The following is a 17,651-nucleotide window of genomic DNA, read 5'->3' as shown; positions in this document are numbered from 1 at the left end:
GCGGACCCGGGAATCTCGTGACACACCAGCCGCTTTGTCGTTACGAGATGCTCGGGTCAAGCCCGAGCATGACGGCGTTTCGGCCGTCACTTCGGCGCGAGCGCGCGGGGCCTGACACCCTTCACCGGGCCGGGCGGCAGCGGCGCGTTCATATCCTGATTCAACGGCTTCAGATCGAGAGTCGGTTTGGTCAGAAAACGATTCAGGTTGGCGATGTAAGTCTCTGGCAGGCCGAATTGTTTTGCTCCAGCGATGACCGTCTCCATGTAGCCGGGCTTCGGCTTTCCCGGATCGGCTGAGCGGCCGATATAGATCAGTGCGCGCTTGGCGCCGCCCGGCACGATCACCGGCTGGCTGATCTTCACATACAGGCCGCTGGCGATGTCCTCGAACTTGTCGAGTGCGCGCGTGTCGCCGAGCGAGCAATCCCAGAGTACGCCGTGCACCTCGTCGCGCGGATCGCGGATCGCCGAGGCATAGCCGTCGCGGGTGATGATGAAGCGATGGCGCGGCAGGCGAGCGGGGCCGAGCGCGCGCGAGTTCGGGCAGCGCAGTGCCATCCCGGCCGGGTCCATGTTGAGGCCGTAGGCGAAATAGAGGGGCATTGAGGCCTCGCGTCATTCTCGGGCGGCGCGCAGCGCAGACCCGAGAATCTCGGGACGCGTTGCCGCCCTGTCTGTTGAGGCATCTCGTCCTGAGATGCTCGGGTCAAGCCCGAGCATGCCGGCACCTTTGATCCTTACTTCGTCTTGTTGAACAGCTCCCGGCCGATCAGCATGCGGCGGATCTCGCTGGTGCCGGCGCCGATTTCGTAGAGCTTGGCGTCGCGCAGCAATCGCCCGGTCGGGTAGTCGTTGATGTAGCCGTTGCCGCCGAGCAACTGGATCGCGTCGAGCGCGACCTGCGTCGCCCTCTCGGCCGCGATCAGGATGGCGCCGGCAGCGTCCTCTCGGGTCGTCTCCCCGCGATCGCAGGCCTTGGCGACCGAATAGACATAGGTGCGGCAGGAATTCATCGCGACATACATATCGGCGACCTTGCCCTGGACGAGCTGGAATTCGCCGATCGACTGGCCGAATTGCTTGCGCTCATGGACATAGGGCATGACCACGTCGAGCGCCGCCTGCATGATGCCGAGCGGGCCGGCCGCCAGCACCACGCGCTCGTAGTCGAGCCCGCTCATCAGCACGTTGACGCCGCGGCCGACCTGGCCGAGCACGTTCTCCTCCGGCACCTCGCAATCCTGGAAGACGAGCTCGCAGGTGTCGGAGCCGCGCATGCCGAGCTTGTCGAGCTTCTGATGGGTCGAGAAGCCCTTCATGCCCTTCTCGATCAGGAAGGCGGTGATGCCGCGCGAGCCGGCTTCCGGGTCGGTCTTGGCGTAGACCACCAGCGTCTCGGCGATCGGGCCGTTGGTGATCCACATCTTGTTGCCGTTGAGGACGTAGCGGTCGCCCTTCTTCTCGGCGCGGGTGCGCATCGAGACGACGTCGGAGCCCGAGCCGGGCTCGGACATGGCGAGCGCGCCGACATGCTCGCCGGAGATCAGCTTGGGCAGGTATTTGCGCTTCTGCGCCTCGTTGCCGTTGCGGCGGATCTGGTTGACGCAGAGGTTCGAGTGGGCGCCGTAGGAAAGGCCGACCGAGGCCGAGGCGCGGCTGACTTCCTCGACCGCGACGCAATGCTCGAGATAGCCGAGGCCTGAGCCGCCATAATCTTCCTCGACCGTGATGCCGTGCAGGCCGAGAGCCCCCATCTGCGGCCAGAGATCGCGCGGGAACTGGTTGGTGCGGTCGATCTCCTCGGCCCGCGGGGCGATCTTCTCCTGCGCGAAGGCGTGGACGGTGTCGCGGATGGCGTCGGCGGTCTCGCCGAGGTCGAAATTGAACGGGCGCGGCGCGTTGGCAAGCATGGCGGAACCTCCCGGAAGATCGGTGGGAGCGGGGCTCCCTTGCGCTCGTTATAGCCGCGTCGGCGGCGGTGCGTCAGTGCGCAGGCGCGCCCGGCGCAGTTTGGCGTCGATGCCGTAGCCGGGCCTCGCGGCCGGCACCGGCAATACACCGATCCAGCCACGGAGGTTCGGTGTTGCATATCCTATCCAGGGGGATAGGATACAAGCATGAGCCACGCGATGGACCCCGACATCATCAACCGCCTGCGCCGCGCGCAGGGCCATCTGGGCACCGTTGTCGGGATGGTTGAGACGGGCAGGGCCGTCCCCGAGGTGGTGCAGCAGCTCCAGGCGGTCGAGAAGGCGCTGGAGAAGGTCAAGTCGCTGCTGATCTTCGACCATATCGAGCATCACCTGTTCGACCACGCCCACGTCTCGACGCCTGAGGCGCGCAAGTCGCTCGACGAGCTCAAGGCCCTCACCAAATATCTCTGACGCAGCGGAACGAACCGATGTCGGATGCCAACAGCTTTCCCGCCCAGCACGAGCATGTCTTCCTCGGCAGTGCGCATGATCGCCACGAACGGCGGACCTGGCTTGTCGTCGGCCTGACGGCCGTCACCATGGTTGTCGAGATCGTGGCCGGCACGGTCTTCGGCTCGATGGCGCTGGTGGCCGATGGCTGGCACATGTCGACTCATGCGGCGGCGCTCGGCATCGCGGCCTTCGCCTATCGCTTCGCGCGGCAGCATTCGCGCGACCGCCGCTTCAGCTTCGGAACGGGCAAGTTTGGGGATCTCGCCGCCTTCGCCAGCGCTTTGCTGCTGATGTTCATCGCACTTGCCGTCGCCTGGGAGTCGGCGCTGCGGCTCTACTCGCCGATCGCGATAGACTTTACCCAGGCGACGGTGATTGCCGTGCTGGGTCTTCTGGTCAATCTCGTGAGCGCCTGGCTGCTGAGCGACGGGCATGACCATGATCATGGTCACAGTCATGGCGGCAGTGGGCATCACGGCCATGATCACGATCATCTCCATCATGGCCATCACCACGCCCATGGCGGCCATGGCGCGGATACCAATCTGCGCGCCGCCTACATGCATGTGCTCGCGGATGCCTTCACCTCGATCCTGGCGATCGCGGCGCTGCTCGGCGGCCGCTTCTATGGCTGGGTCTGGCTCGATCCGGTGATAGGCATCGTCGGCGCCTGCGTCATCGCGCATTGGTCGATCGGGCTGCTGCGCGCTTCCGGCGCCGTGCTGCTCGATACGGTGCCCGACGAGGCGCTGGCAACGCGCATCGGCGAGAGGCTCGCCGCCGAGGGAGCCGAGATCGCCGACCTGCATCTCTGGCAGGTCGGGCCGGGGCATCGCAGCGCGATCGTCTCGATCGTCACCGGCCAACCCAAGCCCCCCGCAGCCTACAAGGCGCTGCTCGCCGATCTGCCCACGCTCTCGCATGTCACGGTCGAGGTGAACACGCATCCTGCCGCTGCGTGAAGGCACCCGTCTTCGTATCTCTGCGGGACCTCCCGCGGACATTGCGGGGCGCGCGGCTCGACGTCTAGGATGGCCGCCGATGCACCGGGCCGGGAGGGCGCCATGAGCGGTCGGAACATCCTCGCGGCTTGTCTGATCGTCGCGCTGGGCGGCATGGCCCAGGCCCAGTTCAAGCCCGAATCCGCCTATCGCGAGAGTGCGGCCGCGGCGGAGCGCTATCCCGATCCGCCTGTCATCTACACCACCCCGGCCTTCGCGTCCGGCAAGGCTGACTTTACCAGCCAAAGCGAGATGATGGCGTTCCTGACCGGGCTCGCTGCCCGCGCGCCGCTGATGACGCTGTCGATCGTGGCCAAGAGCCAGGAGGGACGCGACATGCCCGCCCTGGTGTTCACGCGCCATGGCGTCGATACGGTCGGCAAGGGCCAGAGGCCGGTGGTGATGCTGATCGGCCAGCAGCACGGCAACGAGCCGGCCGGCGGCGAGGCGATGTTGGTGCTGGCCGAGCGGCTCGGCGCTGGTGATCTCACGCCGCTGCTCGATGCGGTCGATGTCGTGATCGTGCCGCGCGGCAATCCCGATGGAGCTGACCGCTTTCGCCGCGCCCTGGCAGATGGAGTCGATCCCAACCGCGACCACACCCAGTTGCGCACCCCCGAGATCCGGGCGATCGCCGCATTGTTCACGCGTTATCGCCCGGACATCCTCCTCGACTGTCACGAGTTCACTGTCGGCGGGCGCTGGGTCGAGAAGACCGGCGGGCTGGTGCGGATCGACGGGATGATCCAGGCCGCGACGGTGCCGAACCTCGCGCCGGCGCTGAAGCAGATCCAGGACGAGGTCGTGCTGCCGTCGCTCCGCACCGCCTTCGACGCGGCCGGCGTCACCTACGATTGGTATCACACGACCGATGGCGCCAATCCGGCCTCGCCGGTGGCGATGGGCAGCATCGGGGCCGATACCGGGCGCAACGTTGCCGGATTGCGCAATGCGGTGAGCCTTTTGCTGGAGACGCGCGGTGTCGGGCTTGGCCGGGCACATCTGGCGCGGCGGGTCCATTCCCATGTCGTCGCTGCCGAGGCGATGCTGACGCTTGCGGCCCGGCAGCCCGGAGACATCCTGGCGGCGACACGCCGGGCGGAGGCCGAGGTTGTCGCGATCAGGCCCGGCACGCCCTTCATCGTCACGGCGCGGCAGCAGCCGGAGCAGCGCAAGCTGACCTTCATCGATCCGGTAACGGGGCAGGATCGGGTGGTCGAGGTGAAATGGCTTTCCTCCCTCGACATGGAAACCACGCTGACGCGTCCGCGGCCGGCCGGCTACGTCCTGCCCGCGAAGGATGGCGATGCGATCGAAGCGCTACGCAGGCTCGGCCTTACGACGCAGACGGTCGCCAGGGCGGAGACGGTGGCGGGCGAGCGCTACCGCGTCGTCAAGGTCGAGCTCGGCGCCAAGGAGGATGGACGCGGTGACGACACCGGTGCCGGGCAGATCGTGAAGGGCAGCTACGCACTCGAGCAGGCTTCGATTCAGCTCGAGCCCGGCGACGTCTATATCGGCCTCGACCAGCCCCTGGCGGCGCTGCTGCCGGTGATGCTGGAACCGGAGAGCCAGACCGGGCTCGCGGCGAACCGGGTTCTGCCGGTGGTCGAAGGTGGGGTGCTTGACGTGATCCGCATCACGGAGCGGCCGGCAGCAGCTCTCGCGGGTCCATGACCCAGAGCCGCGCCGATCAGGTTGGAGCAACCTGATCGGCGGGTGCTCCAGGGGCTCAGTCGCCGATCACGCCGCGGCGGCGCAGCAGGATCAGCGTGAACAGCGCGGCGCAGATGCAGGACATGGTCACGAAGCCGGCGCCGAAATCCGACTCGACCCAGGGCAGTCCCTTCACATTGATGCCGAACAGGCCGGTGATGAAGGTTGCGGGCAGGAACAGCGCCGTGAGCAGCGAGAGGACATAAAGCTGTCGGTTGGTGCGGCTGGCCGAGCGGGCGGCGATCTCGTCCTGCAGCAGCCGAGCACGATCTTGTACAGACTGGACATCATGGTGCAGGCCGTCGATGCGCTGGAGCAGCCGCAATGCCGCCGCCTTGACCGCGTCCGGGGCGCTGCGGCCGGACTGGGTCTCGGCGAAGCGGCGGAACAGCACATGCAGTCCACTGAGCTGGCGATGCAGGCGCACGGCTGTCCGGCGCACGGCGCCGACGCGCTGCGGCCCGTCATGGAGCCTGTCGAGCAGGATATGGTCCTCGACGCTGTCGGTTTCTTCGACGAGACGGACGACGGCATCTGTGATGTCGTCGATGATGTATTCGATGATCTGCTCGAACAGCCCGGCCGGGCTCGCAGCCGGCTCGCCACGGTCGAGCGCTTCCGCCGTCATGCGGATCGAATGCAGCGCCTCGCGGCGGCCGGTCAGCAGGAACTTGTCGCTGATGATCCAGCGTAGCGCGCCGACATCCTCCGACTTGTCGGCGATGTCGCGGATCAGATCGTGCGAGACGCCCCAGGCGAGGTTGGCGGAATGGTCGAGCCGCTGGTGCTGCTCGTGGGAAAGGAAAGCTTCCTGCGTTGCGTCCGGCAGGGCCTGCTCGGCAATCCACGCCTGCGCGCGGGTGTGGACGAGGTCGAGATGCAGCCAGACGAAGCCTTCCGTCGGAGCAAGACTCGGCAGCGCTTCGCGGGGAATCCTGCTCGGCTGTCCGTTCTCATCGAAGCGATAGGCCCAGATGATACCGGATTGGGATTGCACGTCGCCGGGCATGGTCTGCTTCCGCTACCGCCGCAGGCTGGTCGGCGGCGCGCCTAAGGGCGCCGCATATGTGACAGCGACGTGACAGTTGTCGCCTGAAGCTCAGTTGCGGTTCGCGGCCGTGCGCGCGGGTGGGATGCGCCCCGGCGGGACGAATTTGAGCTGCGTCCCGCCCGCAGCCTTCGGCGCGCGGGCGCCCGCCGGCGTCGGCAGTGGTTTGTGTTCGGCGACTTTCGGCTCACCGCCATGCCATTTGCGCGAGCCGATGTCGAAGCGGCCCTGGCGCCAGGCTTCGAACTCGCGCTCGCTGCCGAAGAAGGCGTTGCGATCGACATCTCCGGAGATGCCGGGCACGCGCCCTGTGGTCGTGAACTGCCAGAACTCCCAGCGATCCCTGTCATAGCGCTTGGCCAGTGGCGCGGCGGTCGAGCGCAGCCAGAAGGGGTGATCCTTGAGTTCGCCCTCCAGCACGTCCTCGTGGAAATTGATGTCGGTATAGATGATCGGCTTCTTGCCGGTGTGCTCGCGCAGACCCTTCAGCATTTCGGCGATCTTGGCGAGCGCCAGTTCGCGCGAGATCTTGCGGGTGCATTGCGAATCGTTCTGCCATTCGACGTCGAGGACGGGCGGCAGTGCATCGGGGTCGCGCGGGATGTGCTTCTTGATCCAGCGCACCTGATCCTTCGCGGAACGGCACCACCAGACGAAGTGATAGGCGCTGCGCGGGATGCCGTGCTTCTTCGCTTCCGCCCAGTTGCGCCTGAAGTTCGGATCGAGGTGGTCGCCCCCTTCAGTCGCCTTGATGAAGGCGAAGCGGGTGCCGGCGTCCTTGACCCTCGCCCAGTCGATTTCGCCCTGCCAACGCGAGACGTCGATGCCCTGGATGACCTTGCGCCGCGCATCGCGGACGCCGTGATGCGGGGCGCTGTCGCCCTTCTTTGGATAGAGCGCCAGTGCCGGCTCGGCAAAACAGGTCAGAAGCGCCGCAAGGGCAAGGGCTGCAAGCCCGGTCCGTCCGCTGGTCAGCTTGCCCGCTGGCATGTGTTCCTCCCGCATCACATCTCCAGATGGCGGGAGCGTGGTTAAGCAGCGGTTAGAATTGCAGCGCAGTCTAACGAAGAGTTTCAGCCTTGGTTAACCGCCGGGCTGGCGGCCTGCTCAATCGTCGAGGTCGGACTCCTGAGCCGCCTTCGCGGCCATGCGGCTCGACTGGAAGGCCGAAGCGACGGAGGGAGCGCTGCCCGGGATGCGCGCGACCGGCACATCGCTCGGTACTTCCGGCGCCGGCAGCGGTGCCGGGCCGGGAGCAGGAGCCGGCGCGGGGGCTTGCTGAGGCGCAGGAGCCGTTGCCGGTTGCGGAGCAGCCTCCCGCTTGTCCCAAATGCGCGTGCCGATGTCGTATTCGCCGCGCAGCCAGCCGGCGAATTGGCTTTCCGTGCCGAAGAACGCGTTGCGGTCGACGTCGCCCTTGATGCCGGGCACGCGGCCGGTGGTGGTGAACTGCCAGAAGCCCCAGGTGCGGTTGTTGTAGCGCGTTTCCGGCAGGGCTGCCGTCGAGCGGATCCAGTAGGGATACTCGTTGAACTGCCCTTCCAGGACCTCGCGGTGGAATGTGATGTCCGTGTAGATCACCGGCTTCTTGCCGGTGAGCTGCTCCAGCTCCCTCAGCATGAGCTGGATCTTCTCGCGCGCCAGCTCACGGTCGATCTTCTGCGGGCAGGTGCGGGAGTGGCCGTTCCATTCGACGTCGAGCACCGGCGGCAGCGCATCGGCGTCGTTGGGGATCTGCTGCTTGAACCAGACTGCCTGCTCGTGCGCCGGACGGCACCAGTAGACGAAGTGGTAGGCGCCGCGCGGGATGCCGGCGCGACGCGCGCCCTCCCAGTTGCGCTGGAAGGCAGGATCAACATGGTCGCCGCCCTCGGTGGCCTTCATGTAGACGAAACGGGTGCCGGCCGCCTTAACCGAAGCCCAGTCGATATCGCCCTGCCAGCGCGAGATGTCGATGCCGTGAATCGGGTAGCTATGGGCGGCCGCAACGCCGGGATGAGGCCGGGCATCGCCCTTCGACGGATAGTTGTCGAGCGCCACGCAGCCGCCGAGGGCCGCGAAAGCGGCGGCAGCCAGAAAGGGCAGGAGGCGGGAGCGCTGCATGCGGTGGGAGTTCATCTCGCGGAGAATTGCGGAGAATGCTTGACGGCCGGTTTACGTTACCAAAGTTCTGCCGCCTGTCAGCCCAATCCGCGGCAGCCCCGTGATTCCGCCCCAAGGACGCGATTCGGTGTTGCGGTCGACCGCAAAGCTTTCGTCGCAACGCCTCGCGATGTCGCCGGAAACACGAAAGGCGACCCGAGGGTCGCCTTTCGCTGGACATCATCCGAATTTGGTGCGGTCGAGAGGACTCGAACCTCCACGGGTCTCCCCGCTACCACCTCAAGGTAGTGCGTCTACCAATTCCGCCACGACCGCAGCTCGTTTCCGGTTGCGGGCGGTGCAACCAGGGAGCGGCGCCGATCTAGCAAATCGAATCCGCCGCCACAAGGGTGTCACTGTGGAAAAACGAACGATATCGAATTTTCCCCAGAATGGGCCGGTTCAGGCGGCCTCGGCGACGCTCTGCAGCGTGTAGATCGTCGGGCGCTTCAGCATCTGGGTGATCTCGACGGAGATCTTCGCGCCGCTGACGACGACGATTCCCTTGGCAAAGGGGTGGTTGTTCGCGAGAATCTGGACTTCGTCGGTCTCGCTGGCGTTGAGCTCGATGATGGCGCCGCGGCCGAGTCGGAGCAGCTTGTAGATCGGCATCTGGGTCTGCCCCAGCACGACAGTGAGCTCGACAGGAACGAGATCGAGATCGGCCTTCAAGTCCTGCCTCCGGAACCCTACTTCAGAATTGGACCAGCGAAACTTGCCTGCCTGCCGGTTTTCGGCGCATCAGGCTTGCCGATGGTCGCGCCGGGTGTCCGGCTGGGAAAGATTGAACGGAACATGGTTAAGCCATGGTGAAGATGCGTGAGGAACTGGCCGTCTCCTTCCTGCCGGAGGGGGTCTCCGAGCCTGTCGAATGGGTCGTGGCCGAGGGGCTGACCGGCTATGACGAGGCCGTCGCCGAGATGGAGCTGCGCGCCGGCCTGATTGCCGACGGCAAGGCGCGCGAGCGCGTCTGGCTGGTCGAACACCCGCCGCTCTACACGGCCGGCACCTCGGCACGCGACGAGGATCTGATCGCGCCGGAGCGATTCCCGGTCTTCCGGTCGGGGCGGGGCGGGCAGTTCACCTATCACGGCCCCGGCCAGCGCGTGGCCTATGTCATGCTCGACCTGAAGCGGCGCCAGCCCGATCTGCGCCGCTTCGTCGCTGCGCTCGAAGGCTGGCTGATCGGTGCACTCGACGATTTCAACATCCGTGGCGAGCGCCGCGAGGACAGGGTCGGCGTCTGGGTTAGGCGGCCGGAGAAGGGTGCAGCCGTCGAGGACAAGATCGCCGCGATCGGTATCCGCGTCCGCCGCTGGGTGTCGTTCCACGGCATCTCGTTCAATGTCGATCCCGATCTCTCGCATTTCGGCGGCATCGTGCCCTGCGGCGTCAGCCAGCATGGCGTGACCTCGCTCGTCGATCTCGGTCTGCCGGTGACGATGCCGGAGGCCGATTCGGTGTTGCGCGAGGCCTTCGAGCGCGTCTTCGGGCCGACGGCTCCGGCCTGATGCTCTTCGTTAGCCATGCCTAACCCCGTCCTCGGCCGGGGGGCTGGGCAATCGCTGCGCCGTCCGTGACCGGCTCGATCAACAAGATGAGAGAATGAGCGGCAGCGCCCGGCGCGGATTTGCCGGGATGCGTCCGGGCGTCCGTGCCGGTTGGCGTTTGAGACGTGGCGCGCCATAACCTCGGGCAAGGATTGTCGTCGAGGGAGCGCGCTGTGCCGGTCATCGAAAGCAAGGTCGATCTGAGTTCGGCCGAAACGCGCGCCAATGCCGAAGCCTGGGCAACCCTGCGCGATGAATTGCAGCAGCACCGCGCCACTGCCGCGCTCGGCGGCAATGCCAAGTCCCGCGAGCGTCATACGGCCCGCGGCAAGTTGCTGCCCCGCGAGCGCGTGCTGCGTCTGACGGATCCTGGTTCGGCCTTCCTCGAGATCGGCTCGCTCGCTGCCTTCGGCATGTATGAGGGCGACGTCCATGCCGCTGGCATGATCGCGGGAATCGGGCGTGTCGCCGGCCGCGAGTGCATGATCATCTGCAACGACGCGACGATCAAAGGCGGCACCTACTATCCGATGACGGTGAAGAAGCATCTGCGCGCCCAGGAGATCGCGCGCGAGAACCGTCTCCCCTGCATCTACCTCGTCGATTCCGGCGGCGCGAACCTGCCGCACCAGACCGAGGTCTTCCCCGACCGCGAGCATTTCGGCCGCATCTTCTACAATCAGGCGACGCTTTCGGCCGAAGGCATCCCGCAGGTCGCGGTGGTGATGGGCTCCTGCACCGCCGGCGGCGCCTATGTGCCGGCGATGTCGGACGAGACGGTCATCGTCAGGAAGCAGGGCACGATCTTCCTCGGCGGCCCGCCGCTGGTGAAGGCTGCGACCGGCGAAGTGGTCTCGGCCGAGGATCTCGGCGGCGCCGACGTCCATGCCCGGCTCTCGGGTGTCGCGGATCATTATGCCGGCGATGATACCCATGCGCTCGCCATCGCCCGGCGCATCGCCGGCAATCTCAACAGCGTGAAGCGGCCGGATATCGACATCGCCGAGCCGGTCGAGCCGCTCTATGACCCGGCCGAGCTGGAAGCCGTCGTCCCGACCGATCTCAAGAAGCAGTACGATATCCGAGAGGTGATCGCGCGGCTGGTCGACGGTTCGGAGTTCGACGAGTTCAAGAAGCTCTACGGCACGACGCTGGTGACGGGTTTCGCGCGCATCCACGGCATCCCGGTCGGCATCATCGCCAATAACGGCATCCTGTTCTCGGAGAGTGCGCTGAAGGGCGCGCATTTCATCGAACTGTGCTGCCAGCGGCGCATTCCGCTGCTCTTCCTGCAGAACATCACCGGCTTCATGGTCGGCCGCGACGTCGAGACCCGCGGCATCGCCAAGGACGGCGCCAAGCTCGTCACGGCGGTGGCTTCGGCGCGAGTGCCGAAGATCACCGTGCTGGTCGGCGGATCCTTCGGTGCCGGCAATTACGGCATGTGCGGCCGCGCCTACAGCCCACGCTTCCTGTTCACCTGGCCGAATTCGCGGATATCGGTGATGGGCGGTGAGCAGGCGGCGAGCGTGCTCGCGACCGTCCGCCGCGACAATATCGAGGCCGAGGGCAAGAGTTGGCCGGCGGCGGACGAGGAAGCCTTCAAGGCGCCGATCCGCAGCAGATACGAGGAGGAGGGCTCGCCCTATTTCGCGACGGCGCGGCTCTGGGACGACGGCATCATCCTGCCGTCCGAGACCCGCCGGGTGCTGGCTCTGGCCTTCTCAGCCACGCTCAACGCCGAGGTCCCGGAGACGAAGTTCGGCGTGTTCCGGATGTGATCCGCCGCGCGCCGCCTCCGTCATTCGCGGGCGACGGCAGAGAGACCCGAGAATCTCGGGCGGCTCCACAGCCTCCGACGTAGGGCGACCGGATGGATCGCGGTTAGGAAGGCGCGCAAATCCGCGGCGTCGTCCGCGCGAACGGCGCCGATCGTCGGTTGTGACCTTCGGCGGCCGCCGCGCGAAATCGCGTCAGTTGGTAGCGAAGCAGTAGAAGCGGCCGGCGCCGCCTGTGCTTTTCAGAGCATCCTGGCTGCAGCCGCCTCGCGAGAGGTGCGACATGTTCCAGGATTTCGCGGGCGGCGATTGATCGAGCCCCGTGCGGTCATGGTGGCCCATCATCACAGCCCCCTCCGTGCCGCTCTTGGTATAGTTGCCGCAGGTACGGTCCTCACCCGGACCGAATGCTGTGCCGTCGATCTGCGAGCCCGTCAGCATATCGTGCTCGTTGGGCTTGTCGCCGATGCCGTTTACGGTCTCGCCTTTCTCTGTCAGCGCGGTCTGCTTGGTGAGATTCGCTGCAGCGCCATGCAGATCTGCGACGCTGGCGGCGATCACCACTCCCTTGACGTTACGCCAAGGACCGGCGCCGATACGATCACGCGCATTGACCGCTGGCGCGTCACCAGTTGCTTGCGTCGACAAATAGGCTCGCCAGGTCTTGCTGCCGGCGCCAACCGCCTGGGCGAGACGCTGGCAAATCCCATCTGCTCCCTCGAGGCCACCGAGGTCCGCGCCCTTGCCGGAGCCGGCACTGGTGACGAAAAAGCTCATCTCTGCCGTCTGGGCTTTAGCCACACCGCCGGCCAGCGCCAGCAGCCCGAGGGCTGCGGCAAGCGTAACGCATCCTGTGCCCATCGTTGGTCCTCCCATCGTCGTCCATGATTTTGGATACGTTGGTCGTCCGGTTGCTCCTCGAAATCCCGTGGCCGTTCCAAGGTTATCTTAACACAACTGCACTCGGAGAGCGGAGGCGCCGCTGGGTTCTGCTTCGCCAAAGAGCTCCCGGAGCCGTTTCGGGCGGTTGCGCAGGCCGGGTTCCGGTGTCACCCCAGCGAAAACGCCTCGTGGACCGCGCTCTGCACGCCGCCGCCCATGATCGGGCCGCCGCCGGCGACATGGATCGCATCGCCGACCAGCGCGGCGCCAAGCCCGTGGCGCGGCGTCAGCATCGGCGCGTATTGCTCCCAGGCGTCGGCGGCAGGGTCATAGGCCTCCATCTGGCCGAAGACGCGATTGGTGCCTTCCCCGCCCATGACGAAGACCTTGCTGCGATAGAGCACGGCGCCATGGCCGGAGCGGCCCGTCGGCGCGGGCGTGCGCATCGTCCATTTATCCGCGGCCGGATCGTAGGAATGGTGGAGGTTCGAGTTGGTATGGAAGGAATCGACCCGGCCACCGATGACATGGATCAGGTTGCCGATGGCGAGCGTGCCGGTGTGGTCGCGGGCGGTGGGCAGGGGCGTGCGTTCGCTCCAGCGGTCGGCCGTGGGGTCATAGACCAGATGCCAGTCGATCGAGCGCTTGGTCTCGGTGGTCTCGCCGATCGCGCCGCCGATGACATGCAGCACACCGCCTAGCCCGACGACCGCGGTGGAGCCGGCGGCGCGGGGCAGGGACGCGATCTCCGCCCAGCGATCGGCCTTGGGGTCATAGGTGAAGCAACGCGGATGCGGCTTGCGGTTCTGCTCGAGGAAGCCGCCGATGGCGTAGAGCCTGCCATCGAGGAAGGCGACGCCGACATGGTTGGCGCCTTGGGGCAGGGGCGCGCCGTCCTGCCACTTGTCGGCCTTGGGATCGTAGACATGGTGATAGGCCCGGTCCGTGCGCTGCTCGCCATAGCCGCCGACGACATGCATCCTGTCCTCGAAGGCCGTTGCCCAGGCCATTTCGGAGCGCGGCAGCGGCAGCGGCGCCTTCGGGGTCCAGCGGCCGGGCGCGGTGGCTTTCGGCGCGGGCGAATCGAAGACGTTCTGCGTCGCGGCAAGCGCGGGCTTCTCGATCCGCCCCGGCTGGGCGAGCCGCTCGTATTGCGGGCCGTGATGCTCGTGGCCCGGCTGCTGGGCCAGCGCCGGGCCGGCGAGCGCAGCGGCGCCGGCAGCGAGCAGATGGCGGCGGTTCAGGCTGGTCATCGCGTCGTCCTCCCGACTACAACGATAAGGCAGGGCTGGCGGGCGGCAAGTGCATGGAGCGCGGGCCGCCGCACAGTTCCCCCGAGCGGTTCCGGCCGTTATGGTCGTTCGCCATCTCAAACGATTTAGGCCTAGGGAAACACGAGGAAACGCATGTCTGGGCATAATAAGGTCGCGATCATCACCGGTGCCGGCTCGGGCGTGGGGCGGTCGGTCGCCATCGCCTTCCTGAAGGATGGCTACCGCACCGTGCTGGCCGGGCGCCGGGCGGATGCGCTGGAGGAGACGATCGCGCTCTCCGGCGTCGACAAGGGCCGGGCGCTCGCGGTTTCGACCGATGTGACCGACAAGGCCTCGGTCGAGAACCTCTTCGCGAAGACCAGGGAGGCCTTTGGCCGGGTCGACGTGCTCTTCAACAATGCCGGCGTCAACGCGCCGGGCGGCGTGCTGCTCGAGGACCTCTCGCTTGAGGACTGGCAGAAGGTCGTCGACACCAACCTGACCGGGCCCTTCCTCTGCACCCAGGCCGCCTTCAAGGCGATGAAGGACCAGGAGCCGCGCGGCGGCCGCATCATCAACAACGGCTCGATCTCGGCACAGGTGCCGCGGCCGAACTCGGTGGCCTACACCGCGACCAAGCACGCGATCTCCGGCCTGACCAAGACCGCCTCGCTCGACGGGCGCAAATACGACATCGCCGTCGGCCAGGTCGATATCGGCAACGCCCTGACCGACATGGCGAAGAAGATGACGACCGGCGTGCCGCAGGCCGACGGCTCGGTGAAGGTCGAACCGGTGATGGATGTCGACCACGTCGCCACCACCGTGCTGCACATGGCCGGGCTGCCGCTCTTCGTCACGGTGATGGCGACGAAGGCCCCGCTCGTCGGGCGCGGTTAACTCCGCCCTTGCCAGTCATCCCGGGCGGAGCGCAGCGTGGACCCGGGATCCATTCCTGAGCCTTGCCGACTCGCGCTCCGGCATGGATCCCGGATCGGCGCCGCTACGCGGCTTGTCCGGGATGACAGGGGCGAGGGTGGTCGAAGGGACGCAAGACATGGATGGCCGGGACGAGCCCGGCCATGAGGATGGCGCGGGAAGCTCGGCATCGAGCCCCGCGCTCGCCCGCGCCTACACGCTGACGATCTGGGGCATCGCGCTCGGCATCCTCGTGCAGGCGGTGGCGACCGTCGCCTGGGCGCTCGCCATCGGCAACGCCCAGCTGTTCAAGGACGCGGTCGACTGGGTCTACGACGTCGCGCTCTACGGCATCGCGGCGGTCGTGTTCGGCCGCGATGCGCGGGCCGAGCGGCTGGCGGCGGTTGCGATCGGCGCCGTCATGGCCGTCGCCGGTTTGCACACGCTCTACGACCTTTGGGACAAGATCCTCCGCCCGCGACCGATCGAGATCTGGACGCTGGGCTTCGCCGCCGCGAGCGCCATCGTCATCGCGCTGCTTGTCATCGCCGCGCTCTGGCGCTTCCGGCGCGAGGATAACCCAGTGATCAAAGCGACCTGGCTGTCGAGCCGCAACGATGCGATCTCGACGACGGGCTTCGCGCTGGTCGGGCTTGCCGCGCGTGTCGCGCCGGTGCGCTGGCCGGAATATCTGTTCGATCTCTTCGTCGCCGGGCTCTGCTTCCAGGCGACTTGGGCGATCTGGCGCTCGCTGCGACGGGGCGCGGATTCGGAAGCGTCCCAACCGGGTTTGCGCAACAAGGCGCAGACAGAAGCGGCGGGCGGGCTATAAAGGCGGCACGTCTTTCGAGGATGCCGCCGCCATGACGATCGCCGCCAAGCTGCCCTCCATCCTGATCGCCAATCGCGGCGAGATCGCCTGCCGGGTCATTCGCACCGCGAAGCGGCTGGGCCTGCACACCATCGCCGTCTATTCGGACGCCGATGCCGAGGCACTGTTCGTGCAGATGGCTGATGAGGCCTACCATATCGGCCCGGCACCGGCCCGCGAGAGCTATCTCGACGCTGCCACGATTCTCGCCGTGGCGAAGGAGGCTGGAGCAGCCTGCATCCATCCCGGCTACGGCTTCCTCTCCGAGAATGCCGAGTTCGCTGACGCATGCGCTACGGCTGGCATCGTCTTCGTTGGCCCCCCGGCTTCCGCGATCCGGGCGATGGGGCTGAAGGACGCCGCCAAGGCGCTGGTCGAGAAGGCCGATGTGCCGGTGGTGCCGGGCTATCACGGCGCCGAGCAGGATGCCGGCTTCCTGGCTGAAGAAGCTGAGCGGATCGGCTATCCCGTGCTGATCAAGGCGGTCGCTGGCGGCGGCGGCAAGGGCATGAAGAAGGTCGAGCGGGCCGAGGACTTCACCGATGCCCTGACCAGCGCCCAGCGCGAGGCGCAGAATGCGTTCGGCGATGCCCGCGTGCTGGTCGAGAAATACGTGCTCTCGCCGCGCCATGTCGAAATCCAGGTCTTCGGCGACAGCCATGGCAATGTCGTCCACCTCTACGAGCGCGACTGCTCGCTGCAGCGGCGCCACCAGAAGGTCATCGAGGAGGCGCCGGCGCCGGGCATGACGGCCGAAGTGCGCGCCGCCATGGGCAAGGCGGCGACGGAAGCGGCGAAGGCTGTCGGCTATGTCGGGGCCGGCACGGTGGAGTTCATCGCCGATGGCCGTGACGGCCTGCGGGCCGACCGCTTCTACTTCATGGAGATGAATACGCGTCTCCAGGTCGAGCATCCCGTGACGGAGGCGATCACCGGGCTCGACCTCGTCGAGCTGCAGCTCAAGGTCGCGGCGGGCGAGCCGCTCGGCTTCACGCAAGGCGACGTCAAGGCGTCGGGCCATGCGGTCGAGGCGCGGCTCTATGCCGAGGACCCGGAGAAGGGCTTCCTGCCTTCGACCGGCAAGCTCTGGGCGCTGCAATTCCCGGAGGGCGAGGGCATCCGCGTCGATACCGGTGTCGAAGCCGGCGATACCGTGACGCCGTTCTACGATCCGATGATCGCCAAGGTGATCGCCCATGGCGCGACGCGCGACGAGGCGCTCGACCGGTTGGGTGCGGCGTTGGGAGAAACGGTCGTCGCCGGGCCGCGCACCAATCTCGCCTTCCTGAAGAAGCTGACCGAGGCCCAGGGCTTCCGGACCGGGCCGTTCGATACCGGCTTCATCGACCGCAACATGAGCGCGCTCGGGGCCGAGTCGCAGCCGCTCGACGCAGCAGCCGTGGCGGCGGCGGCCCTGCAGCTCGAAGAGGAGCGGCAGGCCGACGGCATGATCGAGGCGGCCGGCCGGGCCGAAGGAGAGGCGCGCTCGCCCTGGCTCGACCCCGACTCCTTCTCGCTGATGCCGCGCCAGCCACTCGGGTTGCCGCTGCTGGTCGATGGCGAGCGCATCGAGGCGCAGATCGAATGGCATGGCGAGGATGCGCGCGTCAGCCTGCCCGGTCACGAGATCGGGGAGGGCGAGCACGAGATCGCACTGGCCGAGGGCGAAGGCGGCATCTGGTTCGCCCTGCATCGCGGCCGCCAGACGGCGGTGTCCCTGTTCGATTCCTTCAAGGTCGATCTCGACGCGGCTGCCGGCTCCGGCGGCGTGGTCAAGGCGCCGATGCACGGCAAGCTCGTCGCTCTCTTCGTCGCAGCCGGCGAGGCGGTGACCAAGGGCCAGCGCCTCGCCATCGTCGAGGCGATGAAGATGGAGCATGTGCTGACAGCCCCACGCGACGGCACGGTCAGCGAGGTCGTGGGCGAGCCGGGAGCTCAGGTGGCCGAGGGTGCGAAGGTGGTCGTGATCGGCGAATAGCCGAATCGATGGAATCGCTTGTGGGCGATCGCTGAGGTTTTGATTCAGGGCTCTGCCGTCCCCCCCTATGTCATCCCGGACAAGCG

Annotated in this window: 15 protein-coding genes, 1 tRNA gene and 1 pseudogene; 8 read left to right on the top strand and 9 right to left on the bottom strand. The window is 66.9% G+C overall.

The window, feature by feature from the left end:
* Positions 1-86: 86 nt before the first annotated feature.
* Positions 87-605 carry a gamma-glutamylcyclotransferase family protein gene (locus AC1DNE_RS07910; protein ID WP_476766362.1) on the bottom strand — a complete coding sequence of 173 codons (519 nt, stop codon included), beginning with the start codon at positions 603-605 and terminating at the stop codon, positions 87-89.
* A gap of 134 nt (positions 606-739) precedes the next feature.
* Positions 740-1,912 carry an isovaleryl-CoA dehydrogenase gene (locus AC1DNE_RS07905; RefSeq protein WP_476766363.1) on the bottom strand — a complete coding sequence of 391 codons (1,173 nt, stop codon included), beginning with the start codon at positions 1,910-1,912 and terminating at the stop codon, positions 740-742.
* Between the two features lie 207 nt (positions 1,913-2,119).
* Here AC1DNE_RS07905 and AC1DNE_RS07900 point away from each other — a divergent pair, with 207 nt between their 5' ends.
* The 3 genes from AC1DNE_RS07900 to AC1DNE_RS07890 all read left to right on the top strand — a co-directional run bounded on the left by AC1DNE_RS07900 (position 2,120) and on the right by AC1DNE_RS07890 (position 5,106).
* Complete coding sequence (locus AC1DNE_RS07900) at positions 2,120-2,386, top strand: metal-sensing transcriptional repressor (RefSeq protein ID WP_441470709.1); 267 nt, start codon at positions 2,120-2,122, stop codon at positions 2,384-2,386.
* A gap of 17 nt (positions 2,387-2,403) precedes the next feature.
* Positions 2,404-3,390, top strand: a complete 987-nt coding sequence (gene dmeF, locus AC1DNE_RS07895; protein WP_476766364.1) for a CDF family Co(II)/Ni(II) efflux transporter DmeF — start codon at positions 2,404-2,406, stop codon at positions 3,388-3,390.
* 102 nt (positions 3,391-3,492) lie between these two features.
* Positions 3,493-5,106 carry a M14 family metallopeptidase gene (locus tag AC1DNE_RS07890; protein ID WP_441470707.1) on the top strand — a complete coding sequence of 538 codons (1,614 nt, stop codon included), beginning with the start codon at positions 3,493-3,495 and terminating at the stop codon, positions 5,104-5,106.
* A gap of 55 nt (positions 5,107-5,161) precedes the next feature.
* On the opposite strand, the gene AC1DNE_RS07885 is transcribed toward AC1DNE_RS07890, so the two are convergent.
* From AC1DNE_RS07885 to AC1DNE_RS07865, 5 genes and pseudogenes are all read right to left on the bottom strand, one after another.
* Entirely contained in the window at positions 5,162-6,154 is a 993-nt protein-coding gene (locus AC1DNE_RS07885) for a CorA family divalent cation transporter (RefSeq protein WP_441470706.1), read from the bottom strand.
* Between the two features lie 90 nt (positions 6,155-6,244).
* Positions 6,245-7,183: a glycoside hydrolase family 25 protein gene (locus tag AC1DNE_RS07880; RefSeq protein WP_441470705.1), complete on the bottom strand. Its 939-nt coding sequence runs from the start codon at positions 7,181-7,183 to the stop codon at positions 6,245-6,247.
* A gap of 354 nt (positions 7,184-7,537) precedes the next feature.
* Positions 7,538-8,311, bottom strand: a pseudogene (locus AC1DNE_RS07875) (glycoside hydrolase family 25 protein); the annotation flags it as partial.
* A gap of 215 nt (positions 8,312-8,526) precedes the next feature.
* Positions 8,527-8,611: transfer RNA gene (locus tag AC1DNE_RS07870), tRNA-Leu, on the bottom strand.
* Positions 8,612-8,737: 126 nt separating this feature from the next.
* Positions 8,738-9,007 (bottom strand): FliM/FliN family flagellar motor switch protein, encoded by a 270-nt coding sequence (locus AC1DNE_RS07865; RefSeq protein ID WP_441470704.1) that lies wholly within the window; start codon positions 9,005-9,007, stop codon positions 8,738-8,740.
* Between the two features lie 134 nt (positions 9,008-9,141).
* On the opposite strand from AC1DNE_RS07865, the gene lipB reads away from it, so the two are divergent.
* Both lipB and AC1DNE_RS07855 read left to right on the top strand, forming a co-directional pair.
* Positions 9,142-9,846, top strand: a complete 705-nt coding sequence (gene lipB / locus AC1DNE_RS07860; RefSeq protein ID WP_441470703.1) for a lipoyl(octanoyl) transferase LipB — start codon at positions 9,142-9,144, stop codon at positions 9,844-9,846.
* A gap of 212 nt (positions 9,847-10,058) precedes the next feature.
* The gene (locus AC1DNE_RS07855) at positions 10,059-11,666 is read left to right on the top strand and encodes a carboxyl transferase domain-containing protein (RefSeq protein WP_441470702.1); all 1,608 of its coding nucleotides are present in this window, start codon (positions 10,059-10,061) and stop codon (positions 11,664-11,666) included.
* Between the two features lie 192 nt (positions 11,667-11,858).
* Here the strand turns inward: AC1DNE_RS07855 and AC1DNE_RS07850 are convergent, their stop codons facing one another.
* Complete coding sequence (locus AC1DNE_RS07850; protein WP_441470701.1) at positions 11,859-12,524, bottom strand: hypothetical protein; 666 nt, start codon at positions 12,522-12,524, stop codon at positions 11,859-11,861.
* 188 nt (positions 12,525-12,712) lie between these two features.
* Positions 12,713-13,798 (bottom strand): Kelch repeat-containing protein, encoded by a 1,086-nt coding sequence (locus AC1DNE_RS07845; protein WP_441470700.1) that lies wholly within the window; start codon positions 13,796-13,798, stop codon positions 12,713-12,715.
* 153 nt (positions 13,799-13,951) lie between these two features.
* Between AC1DNE_RS07845 and AC1DNE_RS07840 the strand changes: the two genes are divergently transcribed.
* The 3 genes from AC1DNE_RS07840 (at position 13,952) to AC1DNE_RS07830 (ending at position 17,565) form a co-directional block, all read left to right on the top strand.
* Positions 13,952-14,698: an SDR family oxidoreductase gene (locus AC1DNE_RS07840; protein ID WP_476840998.1), complete on the top strand. Its 747-nt coding sequence runs from the start codon at positions 13,952-13,954 to the stop codon at positions 14,696-14,698.
* A 157-nt stretch (positions 14,699-14,855) separates the two neighbouring features.
* Positions 14,856-15,548, top strand: a complete 693-nt coding sequence (locus AC1DNE_RS07835) for a cation efflux transmembrane domain-containing protein (protein ID WP_441470698.1) — start codon at positions 14,856-14,858, stop codon at positions 15,546-15,548.
* A gap of 31 nt (positions 15,549-15,579) precedes the next feature.
* Entirely contained in the window at positions 15,580-17,565 is a 1,986-nt protein-coding gene (locus AC1DNE_RS07830) for an acetyl/propionyl/methylcrotonyl-CoA carboxylase subunit alpha (RefSeq protein WP_441470697.1), read from the top strand.
* Positions 17,566-17,651: the final 86 nt, after the last annotated feature.

This window comes from Allobosea sp. 05L423 (genome assembly GCF_056397745.1).
Note: the sequence above shows the minus strand (reverse complement) of the source record. Positions and strands in the feature narration are given on the sequence as shown.

Coding starts and splice junctions, on each gene's coding strand:
- AC1DNE_RS07835 (WP_441470698.1), top strand. CDS start 14,856: ATGGATGGCCGGGACGAGCCCGGCCATGAGGATGGCGCGGGAAGCTCG.
- AC1DNE_RS07840 (WP_476840998.1), top strand. CDS start 13,952: ATGTCTGGGCATAATAAGGTCGCGATCATCACCGGTGCCGGCTCGGGC.
- AC1DNE_RS07900 (WP_441470709.1), top strand. CDS start 2,120: ATGAGCCACGCGATGGACCCCGACATCATCAACCGCCTGCGCCGCGCG.
- AC1DNE_RS07845 (WP_441470700.1), bottom strand. CDS start 13,798: ATGACCAGCCTGAACCGCCGCCATCTGCTCGCTGCCGGCGCCGCTGCG.
- AC1DNE_RS07905 (WP_476766363.1), bottom strand. CDS start 1,912: ATGCTTGCCAACGCGCCGCGCCCGTTCAATTTCGACCTCGGCGAGACC.
- dmeF (WP_476766364.1), top strand. CDS start 2,404: ATGTCGGATGCCAACAGCTTTCCCGCCCAGCACGAGCATGTCTTCCTC.
- lipB (WP_441470703.1), top strand. CDS start 9,142: ATGGTGAAGATGCGTGAGGAACTGGCCGTCTCCTTCCTGCCGGAGGGG.
- AC1DNE_RS07890 (WP_441470707.1), top strand. CDS start 3,493: ATGAGCGGTCGGAACATCCTCGCGGCTTGTCTGATCGTCGCGCTGGGC.
- AC1DNE_RS07885 (WP_441470706.1), bottom strand. CDS start 6,154: ATGCCCGGCGACGTGCAATCCCAATCCGGTATCATCTGGGCCTATCGC.
- AC1DNE_RS07910 (WP_476766362.1), bottom strand. CDS start 605: ATGCCCCTCTATTTCGCCTACGGCCTCAACATGGACCCGGCCGGGATG.
- AC1DNE_RS07830 (WP_441470697.1), top strand. CDS start 15,580: ATGACGATCGCCGCCAAGCTGCCCTCCATCCTGATCGCCAATCGCGGC.
- AC1DNE_RS07880 (WP_441470705.1), bottom strand. CDS start 7,183: ATGCCAGCGGGCAAGCTGACCAGCGGACGGACCGGGCTTGCAGCCCTT.
- AC1DNE_RS07850 (WP_441470701.1), bottom strand. CDS start 12,524: ATGGGCACAGGATGCGTTACGCTTGCCGCAGCCCTCGGGCTGCTGGCG.